The sequence below is a fragment of the Zavarzinella sp. genome (assembly GCA_041399155.1).
Taxonomy (GTDB): Bacteria; Planctomycetota; Planctomycetia; order Gemmatales; family Gemmataceae; genus JAWKTI01.
In genome coordinates, this window is record JAWKTI010000001.1 from 1,115,907 (window position 1) to 1,140,929 (window position 25,023).

The 25,023-nt window shown below is 48.7% G+C and carries 18 protein-coding genes; 13 read left to right on the forward strand and 5 right to left on the reverse strand.

Annotation, left to right across the window (positions count from 1 at the left end; translation table 11 throughout):
• Nucleotides 1-11 precede the first annotated feature (11 nt).
• Both R3B84_04700 and R3B84_04705 read right to left on the reverse strand, forming a co-directional pair.
• Complete coding sequence (locus R3B84_04700) at nucleotides 12-866, reverse strand: Kdo hydroxylase family protein (protein ID MEZ6139853.1); 855 nt, start codon at nucleotides 864-866, stop codon at nucleotides 12-14.
• An 84-nt stretch (nucleotides 867-950) separates the two neighbouring features.
• On the reverse strand, nucleotides 951-4,133 hold the full coding sequence (locus tag R3B84_04705) for a hypothetical protein (GenBank protein ID MEZ6139854.1): 3,183 nt from the start codon (nucleotides 4,131-4,133) through the stop codon (nucleotides 951-953).
• Between the two features lie 161 nt (nucleotides 4,134-4,294).
• Here R3B84_04705 and R3B84_04710 point away from each other — a divergent pair, with 161 nt between their 5' ends.
• From R3B84_04710 to R3B84_04755, 10 genes are all read left to right on the forward strand, one after another.
• Entirely contained in the window at nucleotides 4,295-6,043 is a 1,749-nt protein-coding gene (locus tag R3B84_04710) for a SpoIIE family protein phosphatase (protein ID MEZ6139855.1), read from the forward strand.
• Nucleotides 6,044-6,068: 25 nt separating this feature from the next.
• On the forward strand, nucleotides 6,069-6,398 hold the full coding sequence (locus R3B84_04715) for an ATP-dependent Clp protease adaptor ClpS (protein MEZ6139856.1): 330 nt from the start codon (nucleotides 6,069-6,071) through the stop codon (nucleotides 6,396-6,398).
• A 178-nt stretch (nucleotides 6,399-6,576) separates the two neighbouring features.
• Nucleotides 6,577-9,837, forward strand: a complete 3,261-nt coding sequence (locus tag R3B84_04720) for a DUF1588 domain-containing protein (protein ID MEZ6139857.1) — start codon at nucleotides 6,577-6,579, stop codon at nucleotides 9,835-9,837.
• Between the two features lie 5 nt (nucleotides 9,838-9,842).
• Nucleotides 9,843-11,237, forward strand: coding sequence for a DUF1552 domain-containing protein (locus tag R3B84_04725; GenBank protein ID MEZ6139858.1), 1,395 nt, complete (start codon nucleotides 9,843-9,845; stop codon nucleotides 11,235-11,237).
• Nucleotides 11,238-11,534: 297 nt separating this feature from the next.
• Nucleotides 11,535-11,834 (forward strand): HPF/RaiA family ribosome-associated protein, encoded by a 300-nt coding sequence (locus R3B84_04730; GenBank protein MEZ6139859.1) that lies wholly within the window; start codon nucleotides 11,535-11,537, stop codon nucleotides 11,832-11,834.
• Between the two features lie 24 nt (nucleotides 11,835-11,858).
• A complete protein-coding gene (locus R3B84_04735; GenBank protein MEZ6139860.1) occupies nucleotides 11,859-12,323 on the forward strand; it encodes a PTS sugar transporter subunit IIA in 465 nt (154 codons plus the stop codon).
• A gap of 84 nt (nucleotides 12,324-12,407) precedes the next feature.
• Nucleotides 12,408-12,755 (forward strand): HPr family phosphocarrier protein, encoded by a 348-nt coding sequence (locus R3B84_04740; GenBank protein ID MEZ6139861.1) that lies wholly within the window; start codon nucleotides 12,408-12,410, stop codon nucleotides 12,753-12,755.
• 10 nt (nucleotides 12,756-12,765) lie between these two features.
• Nucleotides 12,766-14,529, forward strand: coding sequence for a phosphoenolpyruvate--protein phosphotransferase (gene ptsP, locus R3B84_04745; protein ID MEZ6139862.1), 1,764 nt, complete (start codon nucleotides 12,766-12,768; stop codon nucleotides 14,527-14,529).
• A 145-nt stretch (nucleotides 14,530-14,674) separates the two neighbouring features.
• Complete coding sequence (locus R3B84_04750) at nucleotides 14,675-15,445, forward strand: TIGR03936 family radical SAM-associated protein (GenBank protein MEZ6139863.1); 771 nt, start codon at nucleotides 14,675-14,677, stop codon at nucleotides 15,443-15,445.
• Nucleotides 15,446-15,488: 43 nt separating this feature from the next.
• On the forward strand, nucleotides 15,489-18,329 hold the full coding sequence (locus R3B84_04755; GenBank protein ID MEZ6139864.1) for an Rne/Rng family ribonuclease: 2,841 nt from the start codon (nucleotides 15,489-15,491) through the stop codon (nucleotides 18,327-18,329).
• A gap of 29 nt (nucleotides 18,330-18,358) precedes the next feature.
• Here the strand turns inward: R3B84_04755 and R3B84_04760 are convergent, their stop codons facing one another.
• The 3 genes from R3B84_04760 to rpiB form a co-directional block, all read right to left on the reverse strand.
• Nucleotides 18,359-19,783, reverse strand: a complete 1,425-nt coding sequence (locus R3B84_04760; GenBank protein ID MEZ6139865.1) for a sulfatase — start codon at nucleotides 19,781-19,783, stop codon at nucleotides 18,359-18,361.
• A 39-nt stretch (nucleotides 19,784-19,822) separates the two neighbouring features.
• On the reverse strand, nucleotides 19,823-21,238 hold the full coding sequence (gene cls / locus R3B84_04765) for a cardiolipin synthase (protein MEZ6139866.1): 1,416 nt from the start codon (nucleotides 21,236-21,238) through the stop codon (nucleotides 19,823-19,825).
• An 80-nt stretch (nucleotides 21,239-21,318) separates the two neighbouring features.
• Nucleotides 21,319-21,765, reverse strand: coding sequence for a ribose 5-phosphate isomerase B (gene rpiB, locus R3B84_04770; protein ID MEZ6139867.1), 447 nt, complete (start codon nucleotides 21,763-21,765; stop codon nucleotides 21,319-21,321).
• 239 nt (nucleotides 21,766-22,004) lie between these two features.
• On the opposite strand from rpiB, the gene R3B84_04775 reads away from it, so the two are divergent.
• From R3B84_04775 to R3B84_04785, 3 genes are read left to right on the forward strand one after another with little or no spacing between them, the layout of a single operon-like run.
• Nucleotides 22,005-22,286 carry a DUF485 domain-containing protein gene (locus tag R3B84_04775; protein MEZ6139868.1) on the forward strand — a complete coding sequence of 94 codons (282 nt, stop codon included), beginning with the start codon at nucleotides 22,005-22,007 and terminating at the stop codon, nucleotides 22,284-22,286.
• Nucleotides 22,283-24,028, forward strand: a complete 1,746-nt coding sequence (locus tag R3B84_04780; GenBank protein MEZ6139869.1) for a cation acetate symporter — start codon at nucleotides 22,283-22,285, stop codon at nucleotides 24,026-24,028. The genes R3B84_04775 and R3B84_04780 overlap by 4 nt, the downstream gene beginning before the upstream one ends.
• A 7-nt stretch (nucleotides 24,029-24,035) precedes the next feature.
• Nucleotides 24,036-25,019 carry a type I phosphomannose isomerase catalytic subunit gene (locus tag R3B84_04785; GenBank protein MEZ6139870.1) on the forward strand — a complete coding sequence of 328 codons (984 nt, stop codon included), beginning with the start codon at nucleotides 24,036-24,038 and terminating at the stop codon, nucleotides 25,017-25,019.
• The last annotated feature ends 4 nt before the right edge of the window (nucleotides 25,020-25,023 follow it).

A 25,023-nucleotide genomic window follows, 5' to 3' on the forward strand; every position in this document is an offset into this window, starting at 1 on the left:
GACCAACCGAACTAAGCTTCCTGGGTGTGACAAGCTTCCAGCAGTGCCAGTGGGCTGCACTGTGGGGCAACCAGACACCGTTGTGGGACAAAAAAACTGTGATCCAGCAACCTCTTGCCACGTAAATGGGCGTATGCAGTGCCATCGCTGAAGAACAACCAGCCTTCGTGGGCGGAGAAACGATGTAAATATTTCTTGCAGCGATCCTGAAAATGTAAATCGGCCTTCATCCAGTGGTGGATTTTGCCCATCACCAGGTCGTAATCACTGGGATTCGTATCTCGATTCTTGCCAAAGTGCCACCATGGAGAGTTGATATTCGAAAGATTGTTAGATTGTTTGAGTGCCTGTTTCAGTGGGTTTCGATAGAACTCAATGAGCTTTCGAAAAGGTTCTGAAACTGCAAAAACACGAACATCGGTGTCGAAATTCAGGCAGAATCTCAAAATTCGCATCCCGCGGCTCGGTCGGGTTGGGAAATTGTCGACGTGGTAGAGATCATCGCGGGCATTAGTGCGGTGCGGGGCATTGGCAACTTCATGAGTTTGCCAAGTAAGTCGGTCAGGAATGATCTCTGCCGCGTATGCGGGCAACAGTTTGTGCACTATTTCAATCATTTGCTGACTAATCTGGTGGAGCAGATCAACCTGTTCCGATTCGAATGGTATCGGCGTGCCACGCACCGTACCAGTTTTCGGGTCGTAAGACAAACCTTTCGCACGAATTCTCCCTTGCGGCAGTTCGTGCAGCGGTTGCGAAAACTGTTGTGCCAGTATTTTGCCCACAGAGTCGGGTAGGGGAAGCAGCCCACCATGTTCCAGTTGGGTTAGTTGTGCTGTATCGAAAGTGGCAAAATTTTGCTCCAAGTGCTTCAAATATCCTTTTAGTGTGTGTGCTTGTGTATATTTTTGTGCGCTAAACCCAACAATTTTTCACAATATTGTGCGATTTTATTTTGAAATAACTTCGAGCCGCGGATTTTTTTGCAGTTCCGAAACCCCTTTAATCGTGATAGCCGTATTTACCACTGACACACGCGTAAGCGATCGAAGTTCAGCAAACGCTGGCACTGCAGCATCAGTGATTTTTGGCAGATTGTCCAGGTTCAGGTAGGCGAGGGCTTTCAGAAATGAGATTTTTTTAATCCCCGTGTCGGTCACTTGGGTGCCATTAACGTGCAATTCTTCCAGAGAAACCAGTTTGCCTAATTCGATCATGCCATCATCATTGATCTGTGTATTCGCCAGGAACAACCTGCGTAATCGTGAAAGTTCAATGAGTTCACCGAATCCTTTTCCATTGACTGCAGTGTTCGTCAGGTCGAGTCGACGAAGTTCAACGCACTGATTTAAAAATCGCAACCCTTTGTCAGTCACTTTTGTGTTTGCCAGATCCAATTCTTCCAGTTCCACAAGAGCACCCAGGTAGCTTAAACCTGCATCACTTACCCCAGTGTCACGCAGATTCAATGAAATCAGGTGGGATAAATTGGTCAAATTTGTCAAACTGGCGTTAGTAACTTCGAATCCCGCCAGATTGAGTCGTTCTAAGGATGAAATATTCTTAATGTTTTTCAATGCTTGATCGGTCAGTCGGCCACCTGCCAGTTCCAGCGATTTCAACTTGGGTAGTTGTTGCAGGAAAACGAGTGCACCATCAGTGAGAGAATCCGACTGCAGTACAACGTCTTTCAGGTTTTTGCATTCCGATAGTGGGGCCAACGCACCATCAATCACCTGATTGGATTGTATCACCAGTTTTTCGATATTCGTTAACCTGGCGAGTGCTGCAATATCCCGATTGTTGAAGCCACTGCCAAGGCGGGGCAGATTGGTCAATTTGGGAAGCTTGGAAAGATTTTGTAGCGCTGCATGGGGTTCCGCAACTACCAGACAGTCTAAGGTGTGAAGTTTTTGTAATGACAACAGATCGTTAATTCTGGAACCACGAACTTCCGTGTTACCCAGCGAAATTGCTTCTAACGTGGGGATCTTTGCCAGTATTTGCAGGCAACCTTCAGAAACAGAACTGTCGTTGAGAGAGATTTCTTCGAGTTTTGGTAATTTCTGCAGGTAGAAAATGCCAGAATCGGTAATTTTCTGACACCGATTGAGCACCAGTTTTTTCAATTCTTTCTGTCCACGCAGGTGGGCCAATTCCAGATCTGTGATATTGGCACCAGTAAAGTCCAGGCTGGTTAGCTCCCCGCTGGCAAGGTTGTTCTGACGCAGCACCCTTGGTGAATACTTTTCAAGGATTTGCTTTACATCAGCAACTGGAAGTTGATCCACAGGCTGCAGGATTTTTACTTCAGGTTTTTCCGAAACAGGCTCTTCTTCACCCTTCAATACCGATAAATCGTTTCGTTTTGCGGCCAGTGCTTTAAAGCCTGCTTCACTAATGTCGGTGTTGGCCAAGGTAATGTATGAAAGGTTTTTCATTTCTGCAAGGGTGGGCACATCATCGTCCTTCAAAGCCGTGTCGCTAAATTGCACTTCGCTCAGGGACCCCACTTTCGCAAGCGATTTCAGGCCGTCGCCAGAGAGCAACGTATTCTCTAAGTTCAACTTGGTTAATAACTTACAGTTTTCCAGAACATCGGAACTGGCCCCCGAGATCCCCGTCGTATGCATGTTGAGGTGGGTGAGGTTCGGCAATTGTGAGATCGAAGCAAACGCACCATCGGTACAGCGAGTGCCAGGTAATGCCAGATGCTGCAAAGTTACCAAATTTCCCAGTGTTGTCAGACCTTTGTCAGAAATATCTGTAAATGATAAATCCAGACGCAGCAGATTCATTCCCTTTAGGGGAGATAGAAATTGATCCCCAACTGGTGATCGCATCACGGAGAGATTCTGCAATTCAACGAGGCCAGTGAGTGGGCTGGTATTGTTGCCACGCATTTTGGAACCGTCAATCACTAATGATTGCAAATTGCGGAACCAGCCCACCGATGTCCAGGAGGCATCGGTCATACTGGTATTGCTGATGTGCATGTGGGTTAGTTCTCGCAGTGTTACCAATTCTTTGAAACCTGCATCGGTTAACCCTTTCCCCTGTACCGTAAGCTGTTGTAACGAGTAAATTTTGCCAATTGCTTTCAGACCCGCTTCAGTAATCGGTTGGTTCGGGAGCCACAGTTGGGTCAACTCAGAATCGGCTGGGGGAACAAAACCAGTTCCGGTAATTTTGCCTTCTTGTTCACGATTCGTCACTTGAATGGTTTTCAGAGTAGCCGTCTTGGGCATGAAGCCCAAAAAGCCGTTATCGGAAACCGAAGTATGATAAAGTTTTAATGTTTCCAGGTGCTTCGCACCGACAAATGCAGTCAGGCAATTATCATCAAACGTCGCGCCTGTAGCCGATAATTCCAACAGACCCGGAATGGCGGCAAGTTTGGTGAATATTTCAGGTGTTAACCAATCGTTTTCCAGAATTTCCAGTTCTACTACACCGCTGAGCATCGATAATTCGTCCAGACTGGCTGTGGGTATTGCTTTCTGTGGCATTCGCATTAATAAACCACGCGACCCCGGCTGAATAACCACGCCCTGTGCGAATAAGTCCATCAGTTTTTTCTGTGCTGCTGCTTCTGCCTGGCGGTGGGTGTCAGTTTGGACCATCGTCTTCAGTGAGCGTTCGATTCGGTCGCAGTTTTCCAGGTCAACGAGCTTCTGTTGAATGGGTGAAGTCAGCAGGAACTGCTGTTCGCCAATTTTTTTCGTCATTACAACAAAATGTGATTCAGCATCGCCTTGTTTTATTTTGCCACGGGCAATATCTCCCAAAGTTTCCCAGGTTGCCCCTTGTTCTTTTAATGGCGCCAGAAAATCATCCAGTGCCATTTGAGAGGGGATAATTTCAAACTGAAAAGCACTTCTGGGTATTTCACCCACCACTTTGCCTTGTGCTGGTCGGCGGAATCGGCAGCCTTCAGGTACCTGGATGTCTGCCCGAATGCCAAACGGCGATAAGTCTTGCGTGGCAAGAGTTTCTGGCGGTTTCACTATCGCAGGTGTGGCATTGTTCCCTTGCGCCTTCGGTACCGGTTTTTCGTCTTTGCTGCAGCCAACGCACAGAAAGGTAATCAGCACCAACAAATGAAATGAGAAGTATTTTGGGGCTACTTTCATTGGAATGCTTCCTTGTTTGAATCGGTTGATCATGCAGCGTTTCGTCATTTTAGGTGGTAGAAAAGATGTTCAAAGGCACAATTATTGAATTCCGACGATTGCACTGGCATTAACTATCAGATAAAATAGCCACAACGCAGAATCATTTTGAAGGGTGGAGCATGCCCAAGTTAGTACTAGTGAAAACCCCAGACGGCACAGAATCGGGTCGAAGCTACGATTTGGGAACCGAACCGGTCCTTATCGGCAGAAGCCCGGATCGGTGCAAAATCGTTTTGCCGATCAGTGCCGTCAGCCGAGAACATGCCCAGGTCATTGGCGAAAATGGCAAGTTTTTTATTGAGGATCTCAACAGCCGAAATTTCACGTTTTTAAACAACCAGAAAGTGGTGGGGAGGTCTCCGGAACTGAAAGAAGGCGACCGCGTGAAAATTTGTGATTTTCTGTTCCATTACATCGACGAACAAAAGTACCCCACGGATACGCTGACTGGTTCCAAAATTGGCAACATGCGGCCATTTGAAGAGCCAGATGACACTACACAGAGCACCATTGAAGCAAAGCTGGACAGACTTAGCTCGAAACAGTTGCTGGAATCCCAACCGCAGGAGAAATTGCGGGCATTGGTGGAAATTACCACATCGCTGGGCAAAACGATCGAAATCAAGAATTTATTGCCCACCATCGCAGAAGAATTATTAAAGCTTTTTAAGCAGGCAGATCGGTGCTTCTTCATCGAATTGAATGAATCCAATCACCTGGTACCCACAGTCTGTAAGTTGCGTCGACCAATGGATGGTGCAGACCAGTTCAGCCGGACGATTGTGCGGAAGTGCCTCGAATCGCACCAATCCTTTTTGAGCGAAGATGCCACCACCGATGCTAACGTGGGCATGGCACAATCGATCGCCGATTTTCGCATTCGATCGGTGATGTGCGTGCCATTGGTGACACAGGATAATCACGCACTGGGAGTGGTGCAGTTGGATACCCAGGATCGGACGAAGAAATTCACCCAGGACGATCTGAAGTTTCTGGCGTGCGTGGCAGTTCAGGCGACCGTTGCTTTGGAAAATGCCCGTATACACGAAAAATTATTGTCCCAGCAGAAAATTGAGGAGGAGCAGAAATCTGCGGCGAGTGTGCAGCGGAATTTTCTGCCCCAAAGTTATCCCCAGCTCAATGGCTACGACTTTTTTGCCCACTATATGTCGGCACGCACCGTGGGTGGGGATTATTACGACTTTATTGCCCTTCCAGATGGAAGACAAATTGTCTTATTGGGGGATGTGTCTGGTAAGGGAGTTCCCGCTGCCTTGCTGATGGCACGTCTCAGTGGCGAAGCACGCGTTGCCACCTTGCAGGGGAAAGATCTTAGCGAGATTATTTCGATACTGAACCAGCGGATGATCGATGCCAACCTGGGTGACAGGTACGTTACATTGGCAGCGTTTTTAATAGATCCGGAAACGAATGTTGTGGAAATTGTCAACGCGGGACACATTTCCCCACTGTTGGTGAGGACTGATACCAAAACTATCGAACCATTGTTCCCGAAAGGCCACAACAACTTCCCAATTGGCTGGATTGATGGGCACCAATTCAGCTCAATTCAACTGACACTGGACGTGGGCGATAGCATTTTAGTGTATACTGATGGTGTCGAAGATGCACAACCTAATACTGGCGAACGATTCAAAGCAGATGGCGTTTATCGGGTGTTGGGAGTTGCTTTGAATGATTCTGAACCACAAAAAGCAAGTTTATTGGGGAACCGGGTGATTAATGCTGTAACGGATTACACTGGTAACCATCCGCAATTTGATGACATCGCTTTGGTTTGCTTTGGAAGGTATTGTGAAGAACTGGTGTTGGAACTATCGCCCATTGGCGACACCCGAGACGACTGATCTGCTCAAGGAGGTATTCTGAACTGTGGCTGGACCATCCACGCTGCCATCGCCTGATGTGGAAGAGAAGGTACGCACGCGGCGAATGCCCCCGTACAACGTCATTTTACACAACGACGATGACCATACTTTTGAATACGTTATTCTAATGCTGTTAGAGTTGTTCGGTTATCCGCCGGAAAAAGGCTTTTTGATGGCAGAAGAAGTGCATCGTACTGGGCGGGTTATTGTCTTTACTGGCAGCAAAGAAGTAGCAGAATTAAAACAGGAGCAAATTCACGCTTACGGTGCGGACCCACTCCTGGACCGTTCGGAAGGTTCCATGACCGCAACGATCGAGCCTGCATGCGGCTAAAAATTAATAAATTTTCATTATTTATGGTTGTTCAATTCTCTTTTCGATCTTTCGGAACAACTTTTTCTCAATTCTGCCATTATCAGAATTAATTGTGACGAAATTTTAATTTTTATCAGTCCGTTTTACCTTGAGATTTGTTTAATTTTGAAATTAGCTTTGGTGAGTACCCAACGATATGAAGTGGCGAAACTGTGCTGCGATTGGAAGTATATTCTTAGCTGTGTGGTTAATTTCTCTTGTTCAGAGTGTGGCACAGGAAGTAACTCGCGAAAAAAAACCAACTCAAGCCAGAACCACAGATATCCAAGTCGACCCCACAGAACTTAAAGACCTTGCTACGCAAGTACTTAGCACCTATTGTGTGTCTTGCCACGGCCCAGACAAACAGAACGGAAAAATCCGCCTGGATTCACTGGAAACAATTGATCCAGTAGACCAGCAGAAGTTGTATGCGAAGGCAAAAGAAGCCGTTCATACAGAAGAAATGCCTCCCACAAAGGCAAAACAGCCCACAGATGCTGAACGAAAAGTCCTCCTGAAATGGTTGGATACCCAGTTAACTGGAGAATCTGCCAAAGCACTGGCAGAAAAATTGCAGCGGTTCGAGTACGGAAACGTTGTCAATCACGATGATCTTTTTTCCGGAAAGTACGCCAACCTGCCTGCATTCACCCACGACCGCAGGTGGGTGATCAGTGAGTTCATTTTTAATGAGAAAGTGAACCGCCTATTGGATTACCACCCCACCCGTTCAATTTATGGCAGGAATTATCAGGTTGCCGGCGACAGTGGCGTGCACTGGAGCGTGAAAACCGAATGGGGGAATCAGTTTCGCCGCACCATCGCCAATCCATTTTTGCTGCCAGAGGTGGTTGGCGTTCGATATTCCGCCCACGAAGCCGTGACGGGTGGCACACTGTTGACAATGCTGGGAAACGCCAAACGAATTTCATGGCACATGTCGTCCGAATCGACGATGAAAAAGCACTACCCAGCCATGTTTGCGGTTATGAAGACCGAACTGGAACATCGAGAGATTGTTCGTTCTCGAGAGCGTTTTCTTTCTACCTACCGTTATATGGATCATTTGCTGGAGGAAATCTACGGAGATGCCCACGCAGGCCTGTTGCCAAAATTTGTTCGTTTGGATATCCCCTACCCAGGTCCGCGTGAGAAAGCCGAACCGGGTCAGGCAAAGCGAAATGCCAACCCAGGCTTCCTTCAACGATTGGATGCGGAGGATGTGAATTCTATTTTCGAGAGCATCGCCACCTACCAGGCCAAGCCTTACAAAGTGACGCTGGATTTGACCAAAACAGTGAAAGACAAGAAAGGTCAGGATGCATGGTCACCTTACACAGATGCAGAACGTGCCGCTTATGACAAAGTGATTGCCAGTGCAGAACGGGACTGGGTGATGTTTGGAGTGAGCAAATACCGTATCGAAAACCGCGTCACTCTGATGAAACAGTTCTGGGACCACTGGGACAGGGAGATGATCTATGGACAGGTCAAAGGCCGAAGCGGTGCACCTGCATACAAACCGTTAAACAATGCGGAGATGGAAGTAATTACCCAATCGATCAGGAAGCACCGACAAATGGGTGATACCTACCAGCAGATTATCGACAAATGCCTGTCGGAATGGAATGCAGATTTCAAAGCACAGCGACAGATAGCTGGTGGCTTAAGTGAAGAGACACTCGGTGCGTTTATCGTTGAGCTATATGGAAAGATTTTTGAACGAAAGCCCACAGAATCCGAGCGTGCTACATACATCGAATTGATGAAATCCTACACAGAAACGCAAGAGACTCAGGTCGCAATTGCAAAAGTGATTGAATCTCTGATCCTGAAGACTGAATTCATGTACCGAAATGAGTTCGGGCAAGGCAAAGCAGATGAACATGGCAGACAGATGATGTCGCCCCGTGACGCAAGCTATGCACTGGCTTATGCACTTACCGATACGAGCCCAGACGCGGAACTGATCAAAGCTGTGGAGGAAGGCCGACTGAAATCTCGCGAAGATTATGAGAGAGAGGTTCGGCGGATGTTAGCACGGCGTGACCAGTGGACCATTATCGATGAAGGGGTGCAGGCGGCGAACCTCAATGCAAGTGTGACCAATCAGCCAATCAGAAAGCTGCGTTTCTTCCGTGAGTTTTTTGGTTACCCCAAAGCAATGACCGTATTTAAGGACGATGCCCGATTTGGCATCAATGGTCAGTCGGCTGTAGTCACTCGTCTGATTGACGAGGCGGACCTGTTAGTCGAACACATTCTGGAAAAGGATAAAAACGTATTCACAGAATTGTTGACTACGGACAAATTCTATGTCTTTCACAATGGTAACAACCAATCGATGCAGGCTGCATCGGATTCCTATCGCAGGACTTACTACTACTTTAAGGATCTGGAATGGCAGAAGTTCAAACCAGAGGATCTGAAACCTCATGCAGAATTTCTGAAGACAAAAAGTACCAAAGAACTGAAAGAATATCGTGAAGCAGATGCCAAAAAGACCCTGGGACTGTTACAGCGATTCATGAAAAGCGCGGAACAGCAATTCGGAGCGGGCCAGACTGCTGGCATGCCCTACATGTGGGTGGCATACGGCTTCTGGAATGGCGGGCCTGTACTTGGTAGAACAGGTCAGCAGATGCGGGGTGAGGCCGTAACCAGTTACTGGAACATCGACTGGCAGACTTGGGACTACCCCACGCAACAACCTGCAACCATTCCAAACCGTAAGGGGATGTTAACCCACCCCGCCTGGCTGGTGGCACATTCAATGAACCTCGAATCTGATCCGATCCACCGTGGGAAGTGGGTGCGAGAAAAATTGCTTGCAGGCACCATTCCGGACGTTCCAATTGAAGTGGATGCAGTGATCCCACCCGACCACCACCTGACATTACGTGAACGGATGGAAGACCGTACGGGTGTTGAATATTGTTGGCGGTGCCACCAGCAGATGGATCCACTGGGCTTTCCATTTGAGCAGTACGATGATTTTGGCCGCTTCCGTACCGAAGAAAACTTGGAACATCCAGACAACCTGATCAAAGCAGCCCCTGGGCGGAATGCAGCCCGGAAAGATCTGACCTTCGGTGCCGACTTGCCAAAATACAAAACCAAGCCAGTTAACCCACAGGGTGTTCTCATAGGGACGGGCGACCCGAAGCTGGATGGTAATGTGAAGGATGCGTTTGATCTGATAGAACGACTGGCCAAGTCCGAAAAAGTTCGGCAGTCAATCATTCGACATGCCTTTCGTTATTTCCTTGGCCGGAACGAAACGCTGGCTGATTCAAAAACCCTGATCGATGCCGAAAAAGCGTACTTAAACAGCAATGGCAGCTTCGACGAAGTAATTGTCTCTCTGCTTACCTCTGATTCGTTTATCTTCCGCAAACCCAACCCCAAGGACTAATCGTAATGTCCATCAATCGACGCGAATTTTTTACCACGACTGCACTCGGAACCGCCAGCCTGGCACTGACTCCTGCATTCAGCAGCTTGCATGCGGCACCCGCACCTTCAGGTGGCATTCCACACCGCTTTGTTTTTATTCGAAAGTCTAACGGCAATCTGGTCAAACATTTCCAACTGCCTACTTTTTCTGAAAAAGAAGCCAAGTTAGAAGCAGAAAAGCGTGCCTTTGAAGTAGACCTGGCGAGGCATGAGTTGCCAGTTTGGTTGCGTGGGCTGGAAGAGCATAAAGCGAACATGACGATCCTGCAGGGAGTTTCCATGGTGGTCTCCGGTGGGGGGCACTATTCGTTTTCTGGCTGCATGGGTGCTTATCAGGCTGGCCGCGATGTACTGAGTAAAATCAAACGTGCGACCATTGATTTCGAACTTGGCTGGCTTTTCCCTTCACCTTTCGGTCATATTGAATGCTCTTTGGCACCCCCCAGTGGGTCTCAGTTTGGTAGTGGTATCGTCGCAGGAAAATCTGCCCCTGCCCCACAGACAAGAAACTATTGTTACGCAGATCCGATGACTGCTTACACGGAACTTTTCAAGTCCGTAACAGACCCGAAGTTAGTCGCCTCGGATAAAGCATTACTCGATTTCCTGCGTGAGGAAGAGACCCACCAGCTGAAAGGACTGGATGGGGAAGAGCGCCGTAAGATCAGCAACCAGGTGATGGCACTCGATGCTATCCGCGAACGAAATCAGAAAGTTGCCGCCATGGGTGATGCGATCAAGAAGTATCTCCCCAAGCTCGATGCGGTTCACAATAACGGTGGGGCAGACGCGACTTTGCCACAGAAGCAAGTGGCATTTACTGATGTAATTGTTGCTGCACTGGCTTCGGGACTGACCAATTCTGTCACATACACAATTGACACACTGAGTACGCCGATTCAATCTCTTCCCGAAAACGATGAGAACACCAGCATTCATGCCATCGGGCACGGTGGGGCAGATGGACGCCCTGGGGAACTGCGGAACATCATCAAGACCTACCACATGAAACAGGTTCAAACCCTGGTGTCCAAACTAAAGGCCATTCCGGAAGGCAGTGGCACGATGTTTGATAACACCACCATTATTTACCTGCCAGAAACTGGTGCTGGCCACCACAACCCAAGTAATGAAGCACCCATGGTGATCATGACAGGTAAGAACTCCCGGCTGAACATTGCCGGTCGTTATATCCGCCTGCCATTCCACGGCGAAAAGGGCCACAAAACCCTCAGTAACTGGTACACAACTCTGCTTAATGCGTATGGCAACCCGATGGAGCATTACGGCGATCTGGATTTAATGATGCAACGCAACCGCCTCGAGCAAAAAGGCGCAATCAAGCAGTTCCTGGTTTGAGAAAATGAAAGAATTATTTGGGATACGTTATTTCAGACAATGAGGGTTAGAGCACTTTCTGGGAACTCAAAGAAATCTTTTCATAACTCACAACGCGATTCTGCTCACTTTTGCAATATTGCTCCGATCCATTTTGACATTTCAGCTCTTCAATTCTTCAATTTTCAGTCAGTTTGATTGCTGCATGGTGAAAAATTGGATAGAATACCTGTTGAATATTGGTACCACCAGCAACCCAGTGGGGTATCAGCCAAACAGTTATATAACTTCGTTGTTATTTACTCGGAGCGTCGTTTCGTGCGTATAGATGTATCAGCCCGCCATGGTCATTTAAGTCAGGAGCACCAGGATGAAATTCGAGCGAAAGCCGAAAAGTTGACCCACTTTTTCAACCGGATCACCATGATTGAAGTGATGGTGGATCTGGGTGAACCGCTCAAAAAGAAAGTGGAAGTGAAGGTGGATGCCGAGCACAAGCACGACTTTGTTGCACTGGGCGACCACGAGGAATTGATGGTTGCTGTGGATCTGGCAATTGATCGTGCCCAGCATCAGATTCACAAGTACAAAGAGAAAGTTCAGGATCATCGCGGCTAGGTGCGATAACTCGGAGCAGTGGACATGCAGGAATTTCTGATCCGTGAAGCGATCGTACCAGAACTCGAAGCCACTACCAAAAGTGGGGTAATTCGCGAGTTAGTGGTCAAATTACAGGAAGCAGGCTGTTTTGCAGCAAATCAGATCGATCATGTGATTGCCGAACTGCATGCTCGTGAACAGCTCAGTTCTACGGGTATCGGGCGTGGTGTCGCAATTCCACATACGCGATTTGAGGAAGTTTCAAGCCTTGTTGGCACGATCGGAATCTCCCGCGCTGGGATTCCGTTTGACAGCATTGATGATGAACCGGTTCATTTTGTCTTCTTGCTCATCTCTCAGCCAGACTTTCCTGGCCCGCACTTAAAAGCCCTGGAACTGATTGTTCGCACCACCGAAAGTGATGAATTTCTGGCACAACTGCTGGCAGCCCATACGCGGGAAGAAATTTGGAACGTGATTCTGTCTACACCTGAACCTTGGGAGTAACCAATTCATCTGTTCACTGGATAAACTGCTGAAAAATGAATATTTTTTCATTAAATGCTAGTGGTAACCAGGGACAGTGTTTGAATGAACGTAATTTTTATGACGATGAATGAACTGCGAGCTGAGGATCTGCCATTTGTGCAACGTACTGTAAAGGTGCAAAACCCTTACGGCCTGCACATGCGCCCCGCCAGCGTGTTCGTGAAAGTCGCCATGAAGCTGAAAAGTACGGTGCAAATACGCAAAAATGAGAAAGTGGTGAATGGCAAAAGCCTGATGAGTATGATCACCCTGGCTGCCCAACAAGGCACTGAACTGGAATTGATGGTGCACGGAGAAGACGCACTGCAGGCAATCGATATACTCGCAACTATTCTGGGGTCACCTTCCACTGAAGGCCTGGAAAACTTACTGTTACCCAAATCATCGTAATGGGTTCTGAATGACGAAACTTCGTGGGATACCGGTCTCTCCTGGTGTGGCTATTGGCCATGCATTGGTGCTTGATACGGATGGTTTCCGGATTCCAGTTCGAAAAATTCCCGCACATCAAATCGACAATGAACTTGCCCGCCTGGACGCTGCCATTCAATCGGCTGCTCAGGAAGCGGTAGCTACTCAGAAGTCGCTTTCGAACCAATATGGTGCGTCCTACGGTGCCATCTTTGGTGCCCACGCCATGTTGTTTGAGGACCCGGCGTTTGTCGAAGAGATTCGCACCATCATTTCTAGTAATCTGTTGGCAGCGGAATCGGCTGTGCATCAGGTTGTTCGTTCATTTGTAAGAACATTGGAGTCGATGAATCCGGACGATTATTTCGCCTGGAGATCTGCTGATCTGTTCGATATCGAACAGTGCATTCTGAAGCACCTGATGGGCGGGGCCGAAAATCCGCTGAAAAACATTTCGGAAGAAGTGATTATCGTCGCGAGAGAATTATCTCCTAGTGAAACCGCGACTCTCAATCCCCACTACACCAAGGCATTCGCCACTGAGCATGGTGGCAAGGCCAGCCACACCGCAATTATTGCCAATGCCATGGAGATTCCAGCAGTGTTGGGGCTGGGGCCGTTTCTGCGCGAAGTAACGAGCGGTGATCCGATTATCGTGGATGGAACCGAAGGCATCATCATCCTGAAGCCAGATACAGAAACATTAAAAAAGTATGAGGATTTGCGATTTCAGCGGCAACAGGATGACTCTAAACTTCATTCAGAGAAGGATTTACCTTCTGTTACGCTCGACGGTGTGATTGTTTCAATGTTGGGCAATATTGAATTCCCCAATGAGGCAGCCAGTTGCCGGAATCGGGGAGCCCAGGGCATCGGATTGTATCGAACTGAATTTTTATATTTAGGGCACGATAGCGATCCGAGTGAAGAAGAGCACTTCCATGCCTACCGTCAGGTGTTGCAGGATATTGGCCCTGGTCAGCCAGTGATTATCCGCACCATTGATCTGGGTGCGGACAAATTTGTGAAGACCCACGCACCCACTGAGCCAGAAAAGAATCCTTCGCTGGGAATGCGTTCCATTCGATTGTGTCTTCGCGATAAACCCTTATTTACAAAGCAGTTACGTGCAATTTTGCGTGCCAGTTGCTTTGGTGATATTCGCATCATGTTTCCTATGGTGTGTAACCTGGCAGAAATTCGTCATTGTCGTTTTTTACTGAACGAAGTGATGGATGAGTTGCGGGAGTCGAACATACACTTTAATGCTCGTCTTCCTATTGGAATGATGGTGGAAGTGCCCTCTGCCTGCCTGATGGCGCGGGAATTCGCAGCCCATGTCGATTTTTTCTCTATTGGCACTAATGATTTAATTCAATATACTCTCGCTGCCGACCGTACGAATGAACATGTGGCAGATTTGTACAATGCTGCTGATCCAGCAGTGATTCGTTTGATCCACATGGTTGTGCAGGCGGCGACAGAACACCAGGTAGAAGTCAGCGTTTGTGGTGAAGTGAGTGGTGATCCACTTTTTACCCCACTGTTAGTGGGGCTGGGGATTAAAAAGCTCTCAGTTTCACCCAACCACATTGCCAGCGTCAAGCAGGTTGTGCGACGATTGATGACTACTGATTTGAAAACGCTGTGTGAAGATGTGCTGATCGCGAGTAATGCCCGCGATGTCCACAATCTGTTGGTGCGTTTTCGCGAAACAATATTTCCCGAAGAAGTGGACGGATACCAGGTGTAACAGCCCCGTCAGATCGGGCAGAAATTCGGATGACATAATTTCATTCCGTGGATCAAGCTGCCCGCATCTCTGCCTCATCCCCCTTCACTTCTTTTGAACATTTAAGGTATCACGATGAACTTCTCGTGATCACGAAACACGCAGTATGGCGTTTGACAAAATTCGATTTCGGTTCTGCAAATCTGGCGATTTACGCTTTCTAAGTCACCTCGACCTGATGCGTGCGTTCGAGCGAATGATTCGCCGAGCTGACTTACCCATTAAATCGACTCAGGGATTTCACCCTGCACCAAGGCTTGTGGTGCCACTTTCGCTGTCATTAGGTATCGTAGGCTGGAATGAAATTCTCGAGGCAGAATTTACAACTCCTCTCGATCCGCAGGAAGTTCTTCAGAAATTACAGGCCCAGCAACCACCCGGTCTCTATTTGTCTTCCGCTACTGGCATTCCCATGAAGTCCACTGCGCGTATTCGGCGTGCGTTTTATCGAGTGGACCTGCCATCAGAGCAAACAGTTCCTGACGCATCAATCGAAGATTGGCTCGCAAACAGTGAATACTGGGTTTATCGGAAGCGACCGAAAGAGAAATTATTGAATATCCGACCCTATGTGGAGCAGATTACTCCCACTACGGCGGGTTTTGAATGTTCGATCTGGATTACCCCGGAAGGTACGACCAGAATTGACGAAATTGCCAAGGCTTTTGGTCTGGGTAATATCCTGCAGCAAGGTTGGGATGTGAATCGGACAGACCTGGAGGTTACCGATGAACTTGATCCCACCGTACTACACCTGACACCAACTATCCTTCCCGAAACACGGCCTGTTTCCGGCGAGTGGCGGGAAGAAGAATACCAATGGAAACAAACCGGGATTGTCTGGGGTGCTACCTCAAATGGTCCCATCGTGGAATAAGAACAAACACCACGGAAGTACGAATCAGCCGAAAAGGGAATCTATGAAAAAAGAAATGTTAATTAATGTGCTGCAGCCAGAAGAGTGCCGCATTGCCATGATCGAAGATGGTGTCCTGCAGGAACTCTATGTAGAGCGGGCCAGCCAGGAATCGTTTGTCAACAACATCTACAAGGGCAAAATCATCAATATCGAGCCGAGCATTCAAGCGGCGTTTGTTGATTTTGGCGTTGGTAGAAATGGTTTTCTGCACGTTTCAGATGTTGCAGTTGCCTATTTTCAGCATTTGCTGGAACAGCGAGCTCCACGTCCGGCACAGGACAGAGACCCTCGCCGGTCAGATGATCGCAGAAATGATGGCCCACGCCCACCACGGTCATTTGAGCCAGTGGTCGTAGCCCCCGAATCCACTTCAGGCGTGGGTGGGGCAAAAATCGGCTCCTACGAAGTGGGAGATGATTTTGATGAAGGAATTCTCACACCTGAACCAGCTCCCGTGGTGGCAGCACCCAAAGTAGTTGCACCTCCAGTACAGCCCGCACCTGCACCTGTGCCTCAATCGTTCGATCTGAGTGATTTCGATGATGGCATTGGATTAGAGGAGGCAGAAACAGAGGCAACAGATACGACAGAAGAACCAGAAACCAAACCGAAAAAGACCAAAACTTCATCCACAAAGGCAAAGACTTCCAAAACACCTGCCAAGAAAGGCGCGACTAAAAAAACGGCATCCAGCAAAGCCAAAGAGGCAGTACCTGCTCCCGAGGCACCTGCTGCGACGGAAGAAGAGAAACCAAAGCCAAAGCGAAAGCGGGTCTCGAAGAAGGCCGACGATTCTGTACCCGCACCGAGTGCCGAACACCGCACCGATTCGGACGATGATTTCTTCTTTGATCCCACTGCACCGAATGATCGATTTGCTGATTTGCCTGCACCTGCACCCAAAGTGGAACTGCCGGATGATGACGACCTTGAATTTGATCTGAAACCGGAGCCAGCATCGACAGATAAACGTATTCCATCGATTTATGACGATCAGGATCTGGAAGATATGGATTTTTATCCCCCACCAGTTCCTAAACAGCCTGGTGATCAGAGGGATTCGGGCAATCGCGACCGTGGTGCACGTGATCATGGCCGACCTGACCGTGGGGATAGGGATTTCCGAGATCGCGATCATGACCGCGGTGGGCGTGGTGGCCGAGATGATCGAGGCGATCGTGACCGTGGACGAAGTGATCGAGAAGAGCGCGGTGACCGTGATCGTAGCCAATCAGACCGAGGTGACCGAGAAGATCGAGGTGACCGTGACCGCGGTGGGCGTGGTGACCGAGAAGATCGAGGCGATCGTGATCGTGGTGGCCGAGGTGATCGAGAAGATCGCGGTGATCGTGGCAATCAGCGAGGTGGTCAACGTCAAGGCGGCCCTCGTGATAACTCTCCGAAACCCCCACCGATCGAACAGATTTTCAAGAAAGGTCAGGAAGTCATTGTTCAGGTGATCAAGGAAGGGATGGGCACCAAAGGCCCGACACTGAGTACCCAAATTGCTATTGCTGGCCGGTACCTCGTGTTGGCACCTTGGATGCAGCGAGTTGCTGTTTCGAAAAAGATCGAAGACGATCGTACCCGATTTAAATTGAAGGATTTGCTGCGGGAATTAGACCCACCGGAAGGAATTGGTTTTATTGTGCGTACTGCGGCCGCCGATCGTGATGTTCAGGAACTGAAATCGGATCTTGCCTACCTGACTCGGCTGTGGGAAGTCTTCTGTAATCGAGCGAATAAGCGTACAGGCCCGTTCGAGATTTATCGTGAAAGCGATATGATCATCCGTACGATCCGAGATATTTTCACCAGTGATATCGATACGATCTGGATTGATGACCCGGAAGCTTTTGCAGAAGCCCAGGAATTCATGAAAATTGTCATGCCTCGTTATGCAGACCGTTTGAAGCTGCATGACAGTGCGGAACCAATCTTCCACCGCTTCCAGATTGATGATGAAGTCAACAAGTTACGGAATAAAAAAGTCCCACTGCCAGGTGGGGGGTCGATTGTGATCGAGCAGACGGAAGCTCTGGTTGCCATTGACGTGAACAGCGGTAACTTCCGCGTAGATAATGATGCAGAAGAAACGGCATTTCAAACGAATCTGCAGGCTGCAAAGGAAATTGCCCGTCAGCTTCGTCTTCGCAATCTGGGTGGGGTGATCATCAACGATTTCATCGACATGCGTGAAGAACGGCATCGTCGTCAGGTAGAAGAAACCCTTCGTCGTGCTATGAGCCGCGATCGATCACGCACGAAGATCCTGAAAACGTCTGCGTTCGGAATCATCGAAATGACTCGCCAGCGGGTGCAGACTTCGCTGCAAAAGAGTGCAACACAGGATTGCAATCACTGTAACGGTTTGGGTAACGTCAAAACACCCGAAAGTATGAGTATTGAAGTGATTCGTCGGATTCAGTTGGCAGCATCCCGCAAACAGGCCCGCACGTTGGAAATCAATGTCCATGCAGATGTCGCCCACCACCTGCAGAACAAAAAACGCCGCGATCTGACCCACTGGGAAGAGGTGGGGCAGATGCAGGTATCGATCAGTGGACGCACAGGTGTTTCGCCTGAACTGTGTGAAATCCGTGGTTTCGATAATAATGGAGTTGAAGTCCCTGTGCAGCCCACGGTGCCACAACAGAAGAATCCTGAACGCCGAGATCAGCGTCGCGACGATCGCCCACGTCAGGACCGTGGTGGGAATGGTGGGCAGCAGGATTTTCGGAAAGGTGGCCACGATAAACGGAAAGGCAATGGTGGGGGCGGTAATCGAAATAGTGGCGGCGGAAATCGTCATCAACAGGGTGGCGGAAATCGCCGTAACTAATTCACCGGCAATTGTTTGTATTCTGTGATTTAGTTTTTGTTTTTCCCTTTCTTCCCAAATTTGGGATTTACCTGGCTTGGGATCGGTGCTTTGATCGCATCCCACCAGGTGAGCAGATCCTTTAACAGTTCATCACGTTTTTCTGGTTCTTTGCCCACCAGATTCGTTCTCTCACCAATATCATTGCTTATGTGATAAAGTTCTAATGAGTTGTTGGTAACTCTTTTGTCAAATCCACCATCCAGCACCCATTCTTCGTGGTAGAGGTGCAATTTCCAATCCCCTTTCCGTACCACGCTCACTGGGCGGGTGCGAAAAACAGGATCTCGCCCACGGATTACAGGTGTATCCAGATATCCCGGGAAGTGCCAGAAAATGGGTCGCACCGGAAAGTTTTTCTCTCCCTGCAGTAGTGGCAGGATATTTGTGCCATCAAGTTGTTTGTTTTTGGGCGTTTGTGCACCCGCTGCTGCCAAAAAAGTGGGATATAAATCAACAAAATTCACCGGAACTGCGCATTGCTGGCCCGCCAGAATCTTACCTGGCCAATAGGCAATAAATGGTTCCCGTATCCCACCTTCATAATAGCCACCTTTGCTGCCACGCAGGGGTTCCTGGGAGGATTGCTGGGTGCCACCGTTGTCAGAAGTGAAGATAACTAACGTGTTATCTTCGATCTTCAGTTCTTTCAGTTTGGCCAACACCAGCCCCACGGTGGTATCAAGATCATAAAGGCAGGCAGCATAAATGGGACTGTTGTGTTGTTTCCCGGGTGTTTTTTTGCGAAATTTTTCCAACGTATCAGGCTTTGCTTCTAATGCACTATGAATCGCATGGTGGGCAAGGTAGCAAAAGAAGGGCTTTTCCCGGTTCTTTGTCATAAACTCGCACGCCGCCTGAGTTAATGAAAAAGCTCCTTTGGGATCATCTGGGATATTTCGTTTCTGGTTCGGTTGCTGCGCTCGCGAATCAAACACCACCTGAAAACCACTTTCGGCGGGAGATCGACCTTCCGGACCTGAGAGATGCCATTTGCCGAAAATGCCCGTCTGATAGCCTGCTTGCTGTAAGGCGGCAGCCATTGTCAGATTCTCTTTCGCCAGTCCGGATTTATTTGGGATTGGAATCAGCCGCATTTGCTGTGCCGGCCCACGGTTAGTGCTGCCCACCGCAAAGACGTGGTGCCTGGGTGTGTATTGACCCGAAAGCAAACAGGCCCTGCTGGGAGCACAATTTCCAGCACAGGAATATGCATTGGAAAAAACCATTCCCTGCTTTGCCATGTTGTCGATGTGGGGAGTTTCGTGAAAATCAGACCCCTGATAACCAACATCTTTCCAGCCAAGGTCATCGGTAAAGATCAACACAATGTTCGGTGGTTTTGGTTTTTCACACCATGCTTGTGGGGGCAGAAACAGCCAAATGGCTAATAACGCTGCGAAAAATTTTGGCATCTGTTTACTTCCAACTTAGGTTGAATCGTTGGCAATAGTTTACAGGATTGGCGACAGCAGGCGGCAGGCATTTTCGGCCATTTTGCTGATGAGCGGCCTTTGGGCAAAGGTATCGGCCTGCAGGTGAATTGAAAGCTCACAATCTTTCAGGAACTGTTCACTGAGTGGGGCAATCAGATCCTGATGATGCAGAATTGCGGTTACTTCAAAATTCAGAAACATGCTGCGGTTATCAAAGTTAGCTGATCCCACAGAGGCCCATGAATCATCTACCAGCAGATATTTGGCATGAATAAAACCTGCCGTGTATTGATAGATCTGCACCCCCGCACTCAACAGCGTGGACCAGTAGTACCGTGAAGCCAGCAGCGGAACCCACTTGTCTGGTCGAAAGGGCAACACAATCCGCACATCTCGCCCCATGCGTGCAGCGATGATTAAGGCATCCATTAGTGCGGTATCTGGCACGAAATATGGCGTGACCAACCAGATACGGCTTTTGGCCTGCATCATCGCCGCCAGGTAAATTTCGCGGATGGCTTTAATTTCCTGATCGGGTCCAGACCAGGCAAGCTGCACTGCATGAGTGCCAGAATTGGTTGATTGAAAATACTTTTCTGCTTCCAGCCTTTCACCACAGGCAAAATCCCAGTCTTCGGCAAACAGTTCCTGCATTGAACGAACGCCAGGTCCGCGAACTTCGATCAAAGTATCTCGCCAGTTTCCGAAAAAAGACGATTCCCCGAGGTATTCAGTGCCGATATTAAACCCGCCCGTGAAGCCGATCTGCCCATCTACGACCAGAATCTTCCGGTGGTTACGCAAGTTGATCTGAAATCGTCGCCACAGTGGGTTGAGCAGGGTAAGAAAAGGCGAAACTTTTACACCTGACAGTTTTAAATCGCGGATCGTTTTACGCTGGAGTTTCCATGAGCCAATAGCATCGTATAAAAACCGAACTTCGACACCCGCTTTTGCTTTTTCGATTAACAAATCAACAAACTGGTTGCCCAGCCGATCGTTTCGAAAGATAAACATTTCCAGATGAATGTGGTGTTTTGCCGCTGAAATCGCCTCAATCATCGCTTCAAATGCTGTTTGGCCGTCATGATAAAGTGCAATGGAATTCCCTGCAATCAGTGGGGAGGCACCCACCTTTGCTGCCAGGCGAACGATCTCGGTGTTTTCCGGGTTTACGGCTTGACGACCTTTTCGTAAGGACCTGTAAGATAATGACTTGCGTCGTTTTTCTCCGATTGGTTTGGCAATTGTGTTCCTGCCAAAGAGATAAAAAATGAGAAACCCAAAAAATGGGATGAGTAATACCAGAAGGCACCAGGCAATGGTCGAAGTGGGTTCTCGCTTGCTGTTCAGTACACGCCAGATCGTAATGATATCGATCACCAGCACAACAAATGCAATCGTTCCAGTGAGTGTGGGGAGCGAAAAATTCATGAAACTACCCAGAAGTGAACCGTGTCGACAGTTGTATAATTATTTCATTATATAATCAATTGGTTTCGAAAAGTCGTTCTCTAGTGGTTTGCTTCATAGTCTCTGATTTTCAACAGTCGGCGGTCATGTCGACCACCTTCGAATTCTGTTTCAATCCAGATTTTTACCATCCGCTCTGCATCATCATTACCCAGGAAATCAGCGGAAAAGCAGAGAATGTTGGCATCATTGTGCCGACGACTCAACTCCGCTTCAATCTGGTCTCGACAGGTGACCGCACGCACGCCAGCAACTTTGTTGGCAGCGATGCACATTCCAAACCCCGTTCCACAGATTAATATTCCCCGGTCTGCGTCGCCACGTGCTACCGCCTCAGCGACTGGAATCGCATAATCCGGGTAGTCTGCAGGGTCTTCACCATTGAACGCACCCTGATCAACCACCTCGAGACCTAGCTTGCGAAGTAAATCGATCGTTTTTGCTTTAATTGCAAACCCACGATGATCACTTCCAACAACAATTTTCATACCGGGGAATACCTCCTCAACAAGAATTAATATGTAATTGTACAGTTTTTCTAAATTTTCTGTATCCCTGTGTTCACAAGTGACAGGGTTTTTGCAACGAAAATCAGATGAGGGGAAAAAGTTCCTCTTCTGGCCGAATTCTGCCCTATTTTCGTTGACCGGGCATACCGAGTCGTGTTATCAGTTGCTGTTTGATTCTGTAATTGGAATTTTTTCAAAAGATTCGGAGAGAAAACAACGTGGCTGGACCAACCCGCGGTAACCTCCCACCGGCGGAATCGATCAGCGAGAAAACTGTTCTTCGCAATCGACGCGTGGGCTTATGGTTGTTTGCACTTTATCTGCTGTTCTATGGTGCCTATGTCGTGATCAGCGCCTGGAAGCCGCAATGGATGGCAGGTGATGCATTTTCTGGTCTGAATTGGGCGGTTGTCAGTGGAATGGCTTTAATCTTTGGTGCGTTTCTGATCGCCCTGATATACAGTTTTATTTGCCGCAACCCCAGTGGAGGCAAATCGTGATCTACGAACCAACAACTACGGCGGTGCTGATTTTTATGGCATTTGTTGCCGTAACTTTGGGCTTAAGCTGGTATCTGGGCCGCAAATCGGGCAGCTCCGCGAACTATTATGCCGCAGGTGGGGGGGTGTCGTGGTTCGTGAACGGCATTGCCTTTGCTGGAGATTACCTCTCTGCTGCCTCTTTTTTAGGCATATGCGGGATGATTGCTTTCTATGGCTACGATGGCTTTCTGTATTCCATTGGCTATCTGGCAGGCTGGATTGTCGCACTGTTGGTCATTGCGGAACCACTTCGCCGTTTGGGACGCTACACGTTTGCCGATGCTCTGAACCACCAATTCCAATCCCGTGGGGTAAAACTGGTCGTCGCGATCAGTACTCTGGTGGTCAGCGTGTTCTATCTGATCCCACAAATGGTGGGTGCAGGAGTTCTGATTCGCCCACTGCTTGGATTCCCACACTGGGCTGGTGTGCTGATGGTGGGTGCGATAGTCATTTTCATCGTCGCAACTGCTGGTATGGCTTCCACCACCTATGTACAATTCTTTAAAGGTTCCATGTTGCTGGTGTTCAGCGGCATCCTTACGGTGATGATCTTGCAGCGTGGGCTGAAGGTCGATCAATCACCAAATGCCAGTCAATCGCAGTCCATTACCGTTCAACCAGACGGGAAACGGCTGGTCAATGGACTGCCGATTGGCACGGGACCGGGCGAAGCCACTTTAAGGCCAGTGGGCCATGTTCAGCGATTGCCTGATGGAAAAATGGAAACTGGTCCGCTGGGACCAGTCGAATACCTGGCGATATTGCGTGCGAGTGATATCGTTCTCTGGAAAGCGAATCAGCAACGTGCTGAAGATGGTTCGGTAACTACGACGTATCAAGCGAAAGTTACCCCGGGTGCCGACATTCTTCGACCGGGTAACAGCCCCACGTTTCAGGGTTTGCAACAGGATTCCTGGCTGGCAAAGATTAATTTTTACTCATTAATGCTGGCGTTGTTTTGTGGCACTGCTTCATTGCCCCACATTCTGATCAGGTATTACACGGTGAAAGACACCGCATCTGCCAGAAAAAGCACTGTTGTGGGCATCGCTGCTATTGGCTGCTTCTACGTGCTGACGCTCTTTATGGGTCTTGGGGCGATGACAGGTGGTTCTATTGATGTTACCAACAGCAATATGGCGGCCCCACTGCTGGCCCGTAGCTTTGGTGAATGGCCGTTTGCCATTATTTCTGCCGTTGCATTCACCACAGTGCTTGGAACAGTCAGTGGGTTGATCGTTGCCGCCAGTGGTGCAGTGGTGCACGATGTCTTTAATGGTTACTTAAAATGGAAAATGACTGATGCCGAGGAGGTTCGATTTGGACGAATAACCGCTGTGGCGGTGGGCTGCATCGCCATCGTTTTGGGGATTCTGTTTGAAAAGTTAAATGTGAATTTCCTTGTTGGTTGGGCGTTCAGTGTTGCTGCGTCAGCCAATTTGCCCGCGTTGATCATGTTATTGTTCTGGAAACGCACCACTCGTCAGGGGGTAATTGCTTCTGTCAGTTTGGGAATGTTGTTTTCACTTGGCTGGATTTTACTGAGCGGCGATACATTTAAATCGGTATACAACTTACCGGCAGATCTATCACCTATCCCGTTTAACCAGCCGGGGATTGTCACGATTCCGCTCAGCTTTCTGGTGCTGATCATCGTATCTTTGTTCACTCAACCAAAACCATCGTCTGGGGTGTAAAATCTTTATGGTAGATTTACCACCAATCATCCCGTTTGAACCGATTCTCAAACCCGCAATCTGGGGAGGGAACAGGTTGCAGAAATTTCTACAGGTTCCTCCCACGGATGACCTGATCGGTGAAGCATGGCTGTTGTCAGATACCGCGTCTGATCCCAGTGTGGTTTCTACAGGCCCGTTGGCTGGCAGAAATCTTCGGGACTTAATGGATTCCTGCAGGGATGAACTGATTGGGGTTTCCAAATCACAGCGGTTTCCTGTGCTGCTAAAGCTGATTGATGCCCGCACGGAACTATCAGTTCAAGTGCATCCGACGAACGAACTTGCAAAAAAACTGGAACCCACCAGTAGCAGTGTGGGCAAAACGGAAGCCTGGCGAATCATCGATTGTGCTGATGATTCAATAATTTATGCGGGTTTCAGCAAGCGATGTAGTTCGGAGGCCTTTCGGGTTGCCATTGATAGTAACACGGTGCTGGAATACCTGAATCAGAGCAGGCCCGAACCTGGTGGTTGCTATTTTCTGAAGGCGGGCACGATCCACGCCATCGGTAAGAACATTCTGCTATTTGAGATTCAGCAAACATCGGACATCACCTATCGGCTGTACGATTGGGGGCGGGTTGATCCGGTAACGAAACAACCTCGCACCCTGCATATCGACAAAGGACTGGAAGCGACTGATTTTTCCATTTTGCGGTGTGAACCGATCGAACCAACTTTGGCATTGAAAGGTCAGACCACCACCGCACGCCTAGTTGATTGTCCTTATTTTACATTCAACGAAATTGAGATCCAGGAGCCATTGTTCATTGGTAATCAAGGTGTTGCTCGTGCGATAGTCCCACTGCAGGGCAGTGTGGAAATTGTGGCGGGAAATACCAGCATTGTTGCAAAAAACGGTTACGCTTATCTGTTGCCTGCCCAGCACGGAATGGCATTACTGACACCGCGGGATGATGCCGTAATTATGGACTGCACCTGGAAATAACCTG